The organism is Maribacter sp. (assembly GCF_039968975.1).
Taxonomy (GTDB): domain Bacteria; phylum Bacteroidota; class Bacteroidia; order Flavobacteriales; family Flavobacteriaceae; genus Maribacter.
The window spans coordinates 52,468-65,982 of sequence record NZ_JBDVOT010000245.1; the positions used below are offsets into that span (position 1 = coordinate 52,468).

General features: G+C 34.9%; 11 protein-coding genes. 6 read left to right on the forward strand and 5 right to left on the reverse strand.

Annotated elements, in window-relative coordinates; all coding sequences use genetic code 11:
* The first annotated feature begins 205 nt into the window (after positions 1 to 205).
* Entirely contained in the window at positions 206 to 2,797 is a 2,592-nt protein-coding gene (locus ABJI11_RS17160) for a hypothetical protein (protein ID WP_348355013.1), read from the forward strand.
* 121 nt (positions 2,798 to 2,918) lie between these two features.
* Here the strand turns inward: ABJI11_RS17160 and ABJI11_RS17165 are convergent, their stop codons facing one another.
* The 3 genes from ABJI11_RS17165 to ABJI11_RS17175 are packed head-to-tail and all read right to left on the reverse strand — an operon-like array spanning position 2,919 to position 6,643.
* Positions 2,919 to 4,943 (reverse strand): M3 family metallopeptidase, encoded by a 2,025-nt coding sequence (locus ABJI11_RS17165; RefSeq protein WP_348355016.1) that lies wholly within the window; start codon positions 4,941 to 4,943, stop codon positions 2,919 to 2,921.
* Positions 4,944 to 4,994: 51 nt separating this feature from the next.
* Positions 4,995 to 5,483, reverse strand: coding sequence for a 5-(carboxyamino)imidazole ribonucleotide mutase (gene purE / locus ABJI11_RS17170; RefSeq protein WP_348355019.1), 489 nt, complete (start codon positions 5,481 to 5,483; stop codon positions 4,995 to 4,997).
* 5 nt (positions 5,484 to 5,488) lie between these two features.
* Positions 5,489 to 6,643 carry a 5-(carboxyamino)imidazole ribonucleotide synthase gene (locus tag ABJI11_RS17175; RefSeq protein ID WP_348355022.1) on the reverse strand — a complete coding sequence of 385 codons (1,155 nt, stop codon included), beginning with the start codon at positions 6,641 to 6,643 and terminating at the stop codon, positions 5,489 to 5,491.
* Positions 6,644 to 6,779: 136 nt separating this feature from the next.
* Between ABJI11_RS17175 and ABJI11_RS17180 the strand changes: the two genes are divergently transcribed.
* The 4 genes from ABJI11_RS17180 to ABJI11_RS17195 all read left to right on the forward strand — a co-directional run bounded on the left by ABJI11_RS17180 (position 6,780) and on the right by ABJI11_RS17195 (position 10,280).
* Positions 6,780 to 7,889 (forward strand): adenylate kinase, encoded by a 1,110-nt coding sequence (locus tag ABJI11_RS17180; protein ID WP_348355025.1) that lies wholly within the window; start codon positions 6,780 to 6,782, stop codon positions 7,887 to 7,889.
* A gap of 56 nt (positions 7,890 to 7,945) precedes the next feature.
* Positions 7,946 to 8,950 (forward strand): GTPase ObgE, encoded by a 1,005-nt coding sequence (gene obgE / locus ABJI11_RS17185; protein ID WP_348355028.1) that lies wholly within the window; start codon positions 7,946 to 7,948, stop codon positions 8,948 to 8,950.
* 6 nt (positions 8,951 to 8,956) lie between these two features.
* A complete protein-coding gene (locus ABJI11_RS17190) occupies positions 8,957 to 9,661 on the forward strand; it encodes an ion transporter (protein ID WP_348355031.1) in 705 nt (234 codons plus the stop codon).
* A 97-nt stretch (positions 9,662 to 9,758) separates the two neighbouring features.
* Positions 9,759 to 10,280, forward strand: a complete 522-nt coding sequence (locus ABJI11_RS17195) for a DUF4136 domain-containing protein (protein WP_348355034.1) — start codon at positions 9,759 to 9,761, stop codon at positions 10,278 to 10,280.
* Positions 10,281 to 10,282: 2 nt separating this feature from the next.
* On the opposite strand, the gene ABJI11_RS17200 is transcribed toward ABJI11_RS17195, so the two are convergent.
* Together ABJI11_RS17200 and ABJI11_RS17205 are read right to left on the reverse strand one after the other, a co-directional pair.
* Positions 10,283 to 11,290, reverse strand: coding sequence for a transglutaminase domain-containing protein (locus ABJI11_RS17200; protein ID WP_348355037.1), 1,008 nt, complete (start codon positions 11,288 to 11,290; stop codon positions 10,283 to 10,285).
* Entirely contained in the window at positions 11,287 to 12,021 is a 735-nt protein-coding gene (locus ABJI11_RS17205) for a carboxypeptidase-like regulatory domain-containing protein (protein WP_348355040.1), read from the reverse strand. The genes ABJI11_RS17200 and ABJI11_RS17205 overlap by 4 nt, the downstream gene beginning before the upstream one ends.
* Before the next feature lie 267 nt (positions 12,022 to 12,288).
* On the opposite strand from ABJI11_RS17205, the gene ABJI11_RS17210 reads away from it, so the two are divergent.
* The coding region (locus ABJI11_RS17210) for a M13 family metallopeptidase N-terminal domain-containing protein (RefSeq protein WP_348355042.1) at positions 12,289 to 13,515 on the forward strand (1,227 nt) is incomplete at its 3' end.

The following is a 13,515-nucleotide window of genomic DNA, read 5'->3' on the forward strand; positions in this document are numbered from 1 at the left end:
ACAAGGTAATTATTAAATATTTGATATATAGTATGTTTTTAGAATTTGTAATGCTTTAGGTGCGGGAATGTAAAATTAGCTTTATGGAAAGGAAGTTTTGTGATTTTGATATAACAAATTTTACTCTAAAGCGTTTTTTGTATTCAAATACAAACCGCTAATTTAGATGGCTTGAATTTATATAAATAATCTGTTAAACATTTCTATGTCCAAATTTAAAAACAACCTTAAGATCGGCACTATTTTAAAGCTTCGTATTTCTCTGTTTGTATGTATTTGCTTTTTCTTGAATGTACAAACGATTTTTTCTCAAAACGATACTATTTTTTATGATGCCAAATGGAAGGTTGTTTCTAAGGAAGAGGCTTCATTTTTTAGACCTAAAGTTGAAAAAATAGGGAACTTGTATAAAGTTGAAGATTATTATATAAATGGTAATATTCAGATGAGGGGTACGTCGTCTAGTAATCAAAAAGATGTATGGGAGGGTGTTGTTAGTTGGTATGATGAGAATGGAAAAATATACCAGCAAGGCACATATGCTAATAACAGATTAAATGGTGAATACATTTCTTATGAAGGCGATAAAAGGATTGTGGGTCAATATAAGGATGGAAGCTTTATTTCTGGAGCTATGGTTTCTAATTATGGAGAAGGTCATTTTTATCAAGAGAAAAAAGGTGATTCTTTGCTACAAGTCTATTTTGCCGTTGACATTAATGGTATACGCTATGAAAATTATAGTACGGCAAAAAAAGGGAATTACCTTTCTAAATATTATGATGATAAGGGTGATTTGATAGGGGAGCGTAAGTTGCTTTCTAGTGGTTATATTAAAGGGTTAGAGGTTTATTACTATTATGATCCAATGCGAATTCAAAAAGTCAACTATATGCCATACGGTCATGTACTTACTAATGCGTGGTATTATGCTAATGGACAAATTCGTGAAAAGGTTAAAAGTGATGAGAAATGGTCAAAAGAATATTACGATAAAAGAGGTAAACTTCTAGGGGAAATTGAATTCCAGTTAAACGGAGAGTATTTAAATCCGGTAGATGGCGATTTAATTAGTTTTCATCAAAGTAACGTTAATGATTTAAGTGAGGCAATAAGATCGGTCAGCACCTATTCTGACGGAAAAATTATTGAAGAGCAAATGTTCAGTACCAATGGTAAGGAGACAGGAATTGCTAAATACGAAAATGGCTTTAAAGTGCTACAAGTTAATTATGATGGTAACGGCAAAGAAGTGCATAGGATGGAGTTTAAAAACAGCCTTCCGTTTAATGGTGCCGAAACCACACCTTATCATACTATTGTATATAAAGATGGCGAGTTGGTAGAAGAAATCGTTTTTTATAGAGATACTCAGAAACCCTTAAAGAGAATTACGAAGACAAAAGAGGTGTATTATGATATTGAAGGCAATGTATTGGGAGAGCTTCAAGTAAATTTTAAAAACGGATATGGCACCCCTTGGCAAGGTAAGCGTTTTACTTTAGGTGCAGAGAGTGGAGAAGTATTGGGTATGAATGAGTTCAAAGAAGGTGTTTTAGTAAGGCGAACAGACTTTCGAAAACGTTTGGTAGGTAAGGAGACCTATGAAACTTTTAAAAAAATTGAAGAGTATGGTAAAAGTGGTTACGATAAAATAAGAGAAATTCACTTTTATAGTAATGGTCAATTACAGAGTGATATTACCTATGAAAATTATAAAGAAGTAAAGGGTGTTTTTTATGCTGAGAATGGTAAAGAACTGGGTGTTTATGATTATTCAAATAAGGATGGTAAACATTATGAATTTTTTCGGGATACGAATGAAATTCGTTTGTTTGAGAATTATGTAGATGGTGTGCTTATAACATCCAAAAGATTTGAAATGCAAACAAATGTAGATTATTATGAAAAAATGCCAATTTTAATTCATGAATTTGATATCAATTGTTGTGAGTCTTTTTATAGTGATAAAACGGGTGAACTTTTAGGTAGTGTTGAATATGTCAATCAAAAACCTTGGAAAGGTATAGCGTACGACGGTGTTGATAAAGCTAAATATACTATAGACAAAGGAGAGCGAAATGGGGACTATGTAAAGTATGATTATAGTGGTAAAATAGCTGAAGAGGGTCAATATGTTAATGATAAGAAAGAAGGTGTATTCAATTACTACAATTATTACGGTGCGTTAAAAAAGACCGAAAATTATAACGAGGGAGCTTTGCATGGTGATGTAATCTTTTATGATGAGGAAGGTAAATTAATGTCTAAGGTTGAGTATAAGGGTGGTAAACCGTATAACGGTACGGTATTATTAAATATGTATTCGAAGGGTAAAATAAATGAAGAGACCTATGTGGACGGAGTGTTAACCAAGCGAATTTCTTATGGGGAAAATGGTAAGAACGTGAGTACTTATATTAATGGAGAGGAAAATGAAACTATAGCCTATTATGAAGATTCTGCTTTAATGCGTCTAAAATATCAAACGAAAAGTTCTTATTTAGATGGAGAGATTATTCGTTATGATATGGAAGGAAAAGAGCAGTATAAAGCTGTTTTGAAAAGAGGTAAATTAATTTCGGGTACTATTTTACTAACCACTAATGATTACAATAATAAAGTTAGTCACATTAAGGTAACAAAAAGTGAAGATTTATTGAGCGTTGAGGTAATAGACCTAGACGGGATCATAATATTTGAAGGTAAAGAGAAGCTAATAATGGGGTCTGTTCCAGAATATGTAAAGCGTTTAAATATAGTATCTAATTATATAGATGCTTATCATTTGTACTAAATTGATATTAGGTGTTTTACCACAGCTATTATTAGGTTTAAATACGTAGTATTTTAAATAAAGAAGGGAGTTGGTCTACATCAACTCCCTTCTTTTGTTCTTTAGCCGTTTGGCTTAAAAATTATGATTGTAATAATCCAGCTCGCTCCAATAATGCTTCAACCTTTGGTTCTGCGCCTCTAAATCTTTTGTAAAGTGTCATTGGATTTTCTGTGCCACCTTGTGACAATACATTGTCCTTGAATTTAGTTGCTACTTCTTTGTTGAAAATACCTTCTTCTTTGAAGTAGGAAAAGGCATCTGCATCTAGCACTTCTGCCCATTTGTAGCTGTAGTAACCAGAAGAGTATCCTCCTTGAAATATATGGGAAAATGCAGTGCTCATACAAGTTTCTGGAGTTGCTGGGTAAAGACTAGTATCTTTAAATGCTTCGTCTTCGTGTGCTTTTACACTGGTAATGCCAGTTGGGTCAACACCGTGCCAAGACATATCCAATAATCCAAAACTTAACTGTCGTAAGGTTTGCATACCTTCTTGAAAGGTTGCTGATTCCTTTATTTTTTCAACCAGTTCCATAGGTATGGTTTCCCCGGTTTCGTAATGCTTTGCGAACAGTTCTAATGCTTCTTTTTCGTAACACCAGTTTTCTAAAACCTGACTAGGTAATTCTACAAAATCCCAAAAAACAGATGTCCCAGAAAGGCTAGGGTAGGTGGTATTTGCCAGCATACCATGTAAACCATGACCAAATTCATGGAATAAAGTTGTTACTTCATTAAAAGTTAATAATGAAGGTTTGCTTTTTGTTGATGGTGTAAAGTTGCAAACGTTTGATATGTGCGGACGTACATTTTCGCCATTACGTTTCCATTGGCTTTTAAAGGAAGTCATCCATGCGCCACCTCTTTTTCCTGATCTAGGGTGAAAATCTGCATAGAACAATGAGATAAAGTTTTTATCGGCATCGTACACTTTATATGTCTTAACCTCGTCATGATATTTTTCAATGTCATGAATTTCTTCAAACTGTAAATCGAATAAGTTTTCAGCTACTTTAAAAACACCGTTTATTACATTTTCAAGTTTAAAATAAGGCTTCAACTTTTCATCATCTAAGTTGAATAATTCTTGTTTTAATTTCTCAGAGTAATAGCTGCTGTCCCATTTCTCTAAGCGGTCAATGTTGTCAAGTTTTTTTGCAAAATCTTCTAATTGCTTAAACTCACGTTCTGCAGCTGGCTTTGCTTTTTCTAAAAGTTCATTTAAGAAAGAATGCACTTTTTCAGGAGTTTCTGCCATACGCTCTTCCAATACAAAATCGGCATGCGTTTTATAGCCTAATAGGTTGGCTCTTTCAAAACGTAATTTGGCTATTTCCAAAACGTTTTCTTGGTTGTCCAATTCGTCATTATGAAAAGCCTTACTACCAAACGCTAATGAAAGCTCTTTACGTAATGCACGGTTTTTAGCGTATTTCATGAAGGGGATATAGCTAGGGTAATCCAAAGTAATCATCCAGCCATCTTCCTTGCCTTTGGAGATTGCCAACTGTGCAGCAGCTTCTTTTTCGCCTTCTGGCAATCCGCCTACATCTGCTTCATCCGTAAGGTGCAATTGGTATTTATTGGTTTCGGCAAGTACATTCTCGCCAAAAGTCAATTTTAACTTAGCAAGTTTGGCATCTATCTCACGTAAACGAGTTTTTTTATCTTCAGATAAATTAGCCCCGTTTCTACTAAAACTCTTGTATTTCTTATCCAAAAGAGTGCTTTGCTCAACAGTAAGGTTCAAACCATCCTTTTGGTCATAAACTGCTTTTACTCTCTTGAACAAATCTTCATTTAAAGTAATGTCATTTCCAAATTCAGATAATAGCGGAGAAATTTCTTGTGCAATTTTCTGAATCTCTTCATTGGTTTCAGCTGAGTTTAAATTGAAAAACACACTAGAGATTCGGTCTAATTGCTGACCTGAGAATTCTAAGGCTTCTATCGTGTTTTCAAAAGTAGGTGCTTCCGTATTATGAGTAATAGCGTCTATTTCTGCTCGTGCATCTTCTATAGATTGTAAAAATGCAGGCTTAAAATGCTCATTTTTAATTTGGGAAAAAGGAGCGGTATCGAATGGGGATAATAATGGATTCATATTTCTAGTATTGAGAAATTAGATTTGAGTATTGAGATTTCTTGAAGATGACTATTTACCGTTTACAGCCTTTGCGCCATCTATTACTTTTTGCTTTAAACCTTCTTTGTATAAAATCATCTTGTCTAAAACACATTTGTCTGAACTGCCAATAATCTGTGCGGCAAGTATTCCTGCATTTTTTGCGCCGTTAAGGGCAACGGTTGCAACCGGTACGCCACCTGGCATTTGAAGAATAGAAAGAACAGAATCCCATCCATCAATAGAATTACTACTTTTTACCGGTACGCCAATAACAGGTAAGGGTGACATAGAAGCGACCATACCTGGTAAATGTGCAGCACCTCCTGCGCCGGCAATAATTACCGAATATCCGTTGGTGTGTGCATTTTTGCTGAAATCGAATAATTTTTCTGGTGTTCTATGCGCAGATACAATATCTACATCTACCTCTATATCAAAACCTTTTAAAATATCTATGGCATCTTGCATTACGGGCATGTCACTTGTACTACCCATTACTACGGCTACTTTACTCATGTTTTTTATTTTGAAATCACTTGAATTGTTTCCTTTACTTTTTCGGCAATGGCTCTTGCTTTTGCTAAATCATTATTTACGATAGTAACATGCCCCATTTTTCGAAATGGTCTTGTTTGTGCCTTTCCGTATATATGCGGAGTAACATTTTCCATCGCTAAAATTTCTTCTATATTTTTATAAACCACATCGCCTGTATGATTCTCTGCGCCAACTAAATTAACCATTACACCTGCCACTTTACTATCGGTATTGCCTAATGGCAAGCCTAGAATACTGCGTATGTGCTGTTCAAATTGGTTGGTGTAACTGGCTTCTATGCTATAATGCCCGCTATTGTGTGGTCTTGGCGCTACCTCATTCACCAATATTTTGTCATCTTCAGTTTGGAACATTTCTACGGCTAGCAATCCTGTAAGCCCTATCTTATCTGCTACTTTCAATGCCAAAGCTCTTGCTTTTTTAGCTACTTCATCATCAATACGTGCCGGACAGATTACATATTCAACCTGGTTGGCTTCCGGGTGAAACTCCATTTCCACAACTGGGTAGGTTTTAATTTCTCCCTCAGCATTTCTAGATACAATAACGGCTAATTCGTTTTTAAAAGGTATCATGGTTTCTGCAATGCATTCACCGGCTGGTAATCCTTCTAAATCTGTCATGGTTCTAACCACTTTAACTCCTTGCCCGTCATAACCGAACTGGGCTACTTTCCAGACAAAAGGAAATTGTAGACCTCCGTTGTTTATACTATCTTTTATCTCGCTTGAGTATGCAAAACGATGAAAATCTGCTGTAGGTATTTCATTATCTACATAGAATAATTTTTGTTTCGCCTTATTTTGTATAATGCGTAAGGCCTTTGGCTGTGGATATACTTTTACGCCTTCATCCTCTAACTTCTCTAGCGCATCAAGATTTACGTTTTCAATTTCAATGGTCAAGACATCTATATCTTTTCCAAAATTGTAAACTGTATCAAAATCCAATAGGCTGCCTTGAACAAATTCGTTACATGACATTCTACTTGGTGCTTCTGAAGAACTGTCTAAAACTTTAGTGTAAATATCCCATTTTCGTGTTTCGTACAACATCATTTTACCTAGTTGACCACCACCTAAAATGCCTAATTTAAAACCTGAAGAAAAATAATCCATATAATTGTTGCTTTTGGCAGTTGAAAAAACGCCTTAAGTACTACAAAAATACGGTTAAATCTTAGAAACCAATTCCTTTCTATTCAAAAACACAAGGCAATAGCTTATCTTTGCCAACCTTGATAATTTATGAAAATTGATACAAATCCACGACAAGTTTTTTAAACCTTATCTGAGCGAATCTGAAATTTTGCAGGCAGTAAAAACGGTTGCAGATAAGATTGCTATAGATTATAAAGATGAAACACCCATTTTTGTTGGTGTGTTGAACGGATCTTTTATGTTCGTTTCAGATTTAATGAAAGCCTACCAACACCCCTGTGAAGTTTCTTTTGTAAGACTTAGTTCTTACCAAGGTTTAACATCTACGGGTATTGTAGAAACGTTATTAGATGTACCTGAAAATATTGAAGGGCGCAGTGTCATTATTTTAGAAGATATTATTGATACAGGGCGTACCTTGCAGAAGTTGGTACATTTATTTTCTAAGACAAAGGTCAAGGAATTTAAAATAGCCAGTCTTTTTTATAAGCCAGATGTGTACAGGGGCGAATATGCCATTGACTATTTTGGTTTGGCCATACCCGATAATTTTATCGTTGGGTACGGTCTAGACTATAAAGAACAAGGAAGAAATTTAAAAGAAGTATACCAATTAAACCAGAAACATATGATTAATCTTGTACTCTTTGGTAAGCCAGGAGCCGGCAAGGGCACACAAGCACAATTCTTAAAAGAGAAATATAATTTAAAGCATATTTCTACGGGAGATGTTTTTAGATTCAACATCAAAAACGGAACCGAGTTAGGCACTTTGGCCAAATCATATATTGATAAAGGAGAACTTGTACCAGATGAGGTTACAATAAAGATGTTGCAAGAAGAGGTAGATAAAAATGCCGATGCTGACGGCTTTATTTTTGACGGATTTCCAAGAACGGCTGCACAGGCAGAAGCTCTAGATAATTTCTTGGAGTCTAAAGATATGGGCATCAACGCAACTATTGCTTTAGAGGCAAATGACGAAATTTTAATTGATCGTCTTTTAGAGAGAGGTAAAGTTAGTGGAAGAACTGATGATCAGGATGTAGCTAAGATTAGAAATCGTTTTGATGAGTACAATGCTAAAACTACTCCTGTAAAAGAGTTTTATGAGGCGCAAGGTAAGTTTCATAGTGTTAACGGTATTGGCTCAATTACTGAGATTACCGAACGCCTAACCGAAGTAATCGAAGGCTTAAAATAATATCTAATTTTTACGTCAATTTGTTTGATGTAATTATTTGAACTGAAAGAATAAAAATGACCGAAGGTAATTTTGTAGACTACGTAAAAGTGGGTTTGACTTCTGGTAAAGGAGGCAAGGGATCTGTGCATTTGCACCGTGAAAAATTTATTACCAAAGGTGGTCCTGATGGTGGTGATGGTGGTCGTGGCGGACATATAATTGTTCGTGGAAACGAAAATCTATGGACCCTGATCAATTTTAAATACAAGAAACATTTTAAAGCCGGTCATGGTGCACACGGTAGTAAAAGCCGTAGTACCGGTGCAGATGGTGAAGATGTGTATTTAGATGTGCCGTTAGGTACTGTAGTTAAAGATTTTGAGACCAAAGAAGTACTTTTTGAAATCACCGAACATGGTGAAGAGAGAATTCTGCTTAAAGGTGGTATGGGTGGTCGTGGTAACTGGCATTTTAGAACGTCAACTAACCAAACACCTAGATATGCACAACCTGGTATGGACGGTCTTGAAGGTGAGTTTTTGCTAGAACTTAAAGTATTGGCAGATGTTGGTCTAGTAGGTTTCCCTAATGCCGGTAAGTCTACTTTGTTATCGGTTATAACCTCTGCAAAACCTAAAATTGCAGATTACGAGTTTACAACCTTGAAACCGAATTTGGGAATTGTTGAATACCGAGATTTTAAGAGTTTTGTAATGGCAGATATACCTGGTATTATAGAAGGTGCCGCAGAAGGTAAAGGTTTAGGTCACTACTTTTTAAGACATATAGAACGTAATGCCAATTTGTTGTTTTTAATTCCTGCGGATAGTAAGGATATTAGCAAGGAATATGAGATTTTATTGGATGAATTACGTCGTTACAACCCGGAGTTGTTAGATAAAGAACGTCTTATTTGTATCTCTAAAAGCGATATGCTGGATGAAGAGCTAATGGATGAAATGAGAGAAGAGTTGAACAAAGATTTAAAAGGAATTCCTTTCATGTTCATATCATCTGTTGCGCAAATGGGTATCTTAGAATTGAAAGATAAGCTTTGGGCAATGCTTAATGCAGAATAATTATTAATGAAACAGTATCTTAAAAATATTGTTGAAATTAATGATAATAGAAAAAGTAGGGTATTTGCCTATTTCATACAGGCATTAATTTTTTTATCTATTATATCATTTTCTTATGAAACGGTACCTGACTTAGAACCGGGAACTCGTAAAATTTTAAAAATAATCGAGGTTTTTTGTGTAGTCGTCTTCACCATAGAATATGTACTACGAATCTATGTATCCGATAAAAAAATTAAATTTATATTTAGTTTTTTCGGAATAATTGACTTCTTGGCAATATTACCATTTTACTTAGCTTTAGGTGTTGATCTAAGGTCGCTTCGTGCTTTGCGGTTTTTAAGATTGTTCCGTATTCTAAAACTTATGCGCTATAATAAAGCCATTAAGCGTTTTACAATTGCAATTGCCACGGCAAAAGAAGAAATAATTTTATTCTTAATCGTCACTTTAATATTGGTATATTTTTCATCAGTAGGTATATATTATTTTGAACATGATGCCCAGCCTGAACATTTTGCATCTATTTTCGACAGTCTTTGGTGGGCTATTGTCACACTTACGACTGTTGGTTATGGAGATGTTTACCCTGTTACCGTAGGTGGTAAAGTTTTTACTTTTTTTATTTTAATGATTGGCTTGGGAATAGTAGCTATTCCTACAGGAATAATATCCTCTGCTCTGACAACATCTGTTGATAAGAAAGAATAGAGCTATTTATAGTCTTCTCTAGAACGCTTAGTCGAATACCTTGATGAAATCATATAATAATCTTTTATTTTCTTTAATTTTAAGAAAATACATTGTTATGAGAATTTTCCTTTTAAGTGTTGTATTCATTGTTTTAACCTCTTGCGGAGCAGCTAAGGTTAGTTATGATTATGATGATCAAACCGATTTTACAGCCTATTCTACCTATAACTATTTTGGTGATATGGAAACAGGTTTAAGTGAATTAGATGAAAAAAGATTGATGGATGCCTTAGATGCTACCTTAGGCGAAAAAGGTTTCATGTTCGCAGAAGAACCAGATATGTTCATTAACATTAAAAGCTCTGTTTACAGAGAACAAGCTAGTGGCAGTAATGTTGGTGTGGGACTTGGTGGTGGTAACCGTGGTATTGGAGGCGGAGTATCCATTGGTATTCCCGTAGGCGGTCCAAAAATGACAAGGCAGTTACAGCTAGATTTTGTAGATAGCAATAAAGACATGCTTATTTGGCAAGCCATTAGTGAAAGTCCGTTTCGTGAAGGTGATACACCTCAAGAAAAATCAGAAAAACTTCAAGCTGAAGTTGATAAAATATTTAGTAAATATCCGCCAGAATAATATTATTTTACTTTAATGACATAGGTGGCAATCAGTTGTTCGTCAACTGAAATATGAACGTCATACAATCCCTTCTTTTCAAAGGTTTGTGTTAGGCTTACTTCACTTGCTTTTTTTATCACATTCGGATTTCCGATTTTTTGACTACCTCCTTTGTTCAATAGTAATTGAATGTCTTGATCAATTTCTTTTGGTACTTGTAATTTAAATGTTACGGATGTTCCTTTTGTAATAGTATTGTGCATTACCGTTGGGACAACCGGAATAATTGGCGCTAAAAATGCTTCTTTATAAATAACCGGTCCTTCCACGTAGGCTTTAAAGGCATCGGTTTTTAAACTTTGATCACTTTCTTTATCGATAGGGAAATGATTTTTTGCAAACAGCACTGGATCCGCTAAAAAATAGCCATCGAAATAATCTGATTCAAAAAATGGTGTGCCGTTTACAACAATAGTTTCTCCCGCAGACCAGGTAGCATCACACAGATACCATTTATCATTTATTTGTACCCTGTTCCAAGAATGATTGGGTGCACTATCTTCTTTTAATAATAGAGTAGGTGTACGTCCGTAACCATCAACAATATCACATGCAAACCCTGCAAGGTTTGCCATTTCTTTCACTAAATAAGCGTAACCCGTACAGGCAGTTTTTTTGTCTTCTAATAAACTTTTGAAGACTTTAGGGGTAATATTCCTGTTCCAATCTAAAAAGGCTTCACGGTCTTTTGCAAATCGCTTTCTTTTATTGCTGATTTTTACATATGAAGAATAATCATTGGCTATGTTAGAACTGATCCAGGTATATATTGCCCTAAATTTTTCAACATCTGTTTTTAATGATGCGGTTAAATTATGAGCGAGAACCGGTAAGTTTTTTAGGCTGGCATCTTTATAATAAAGAGCGATGCTGTCCGCTTTTGTAAAATCAATTTCTTGAAAATCTGAGCGTTGAGCAAAGCTCGGTATCGAAAATAAGAGCGTGATTAATAGAAAGGAAATTCTCATTTTTTGAAAATATCTCCTATTTTCTGAAAAATGTTTCTTTTACTTGAGTAAGTACCTTCAATTACGATATCTCCCATTAAAACCATATCATATTCATCAAATGTTATATTAATGTCTATGTTAGAATTTGCACTTGCGGCTACTTTATATGTTTTGGTTTCGTACCCAATAAAACTAAGTACTAAAATGTCATTTACAGCTAATTGTTGTGGGAATTTAAACCTACCGTCAAAATCTGTCTGTGTACCTACTGTAGTTCCTTTCAATACTACATTTACGCCTGGTAACGGCTCATTGTTTTCATCAAGTATGGTTCCGGTCAGCATATATTTTTCTTGAACAGTTTCAACATATGAGATATCACCCATTACAGCTGTGGAAACCACTTCAATTGGTGATTCTATAGGTGCAGTTTTTTGACCTTTAACTTCACTGGTACAAAGTGCCAATAAAGAAAAACCCATCATAGCAATTCCTTTAGGTAATATAGAATTATTCATAGTGTGTAGGGAGTTGGTTTCATATGTTTTTAATTGTGATGCCTTGAACATTCCACAGGCTTTTTTATTACCATGGTTTAAATAATTGATAAGCTCGTTGTCTGAGAAATTGGTAAAATCAATAACCTCTTTTTCACAGCTTTGGCAAAAACCTCCTTTCTCTGTTTTACTAAAATTACTAAATTTTTCTTTGCAAGGTTCTTTTACGAAAATTGTTAATGTGCTTTTCATATTGTTATGGTTTTATATCTATGCTTCTAAAATATAATGGATGTCAGTCTTATAAAATAGAGAATGAGTAAAGTGGTACTTTCATTGAGTTAACAAGATTTTATCATGTTTTTAGAATGATTTTTAAATTTGTAAACAGTTTATTTTCAAATGTTAACGACTAAATTGATAGTGAAGTAAACGCGTTTGAAATAAAATCCTGTTATTTTTGTAACAAAACTTAAAACGAACGTCTTATAGAACGATACGTTTAAAATTAACTCACAAATGAAAAAAATTTATTTTCTAGCTGCCGGTTTGGTAGCTCTAGCTTCATGTAAAGAGGAGGCTAAACCCACTGCAGAAGTAGAAAAGATTCCGGGTATTGTTCTAACGAACATGGATACTACTCAAAACCCTAAGTCAGATTTCTATAATTACGTTAATGGTAATTGGATGAAGTTTACTGAAATACCTGATGATAGAACAAGTTGGGGCGGTTTCAGCGTACTTCGTAAATCTACTGATGACGATGTATTGAAAATATTGGCAACTGCGAAAGAAAGCGGAAACTATGCTGCAGATACTGATCAGGCAAAAGCTTTGGCAATTTTTGACACAAAGTTAGATACTGCCGCTAGAAACAAAGCAGGTATTGCTCCGTTGAAATCTGCATTTGATGCTATTGCCGGTATAAAGAATTTAAAAGACCTACAAACAGTATTGGCAACTAATGCAGCTGTGTCTTCTCCTTTCTTAAATATTGGTGCTGGGGCTGATTTAAATAACAGTAGCATGAATGCTGTCTATTTAGGTGCTAACGGATTAGGTTTACCTGATCGTGATTTCTATTTAGAAGAAGATGAGAAGTCTATTGAAATACGTGAAGAATACAAAAAACACGTATCTAAAATGCTACAAAGATTAGGTGATTCTGAAGCTGAAGCAACGAAAGCTGCCGATAAAATCCTTGCTTTAGAAACACAATTAGCGGAGCCACGTTTAAATAAGGTAGAGCGTAGAGATGCTAGAAATTACAACAACCCTAGAACTATTGCTGAGGTTGATAAGATGATGTCTACTATTGATATTGAAAAACTTATCTCCGATTTAGGAATTACTAAAAAGTTTGATACGCTTTTGGTTACTCAATTAAGATATACCGAAGCTTTGGACAAGTTCTTAAAAACTACTCCGATCGAGGATATTAAAACGTTGGTTAAATGGGATACCTTTAATAGCGCAGCAGGTAGATTAACGACTGATATAGAAAGCGCAAACTGGGAGTTCTACAGTAAATACCTAAGAGGTGCAAAAGAACAACGTGCCGCAGATGAGCGTGCATTGGCAACCGTAAACGGTACTGTTGGTGAAGCCTTGGGGCAGTTATATGTTGATGCTAAGTTTCCGCCAGAAGCAAAAGCAAAAGCTGAATTAATGATTGCTAACGTAATCGATGCTTTTAAAGAGCGTATTTCGGTGTTAGATTGGATGAGCGATTCTACAAAAACGAAA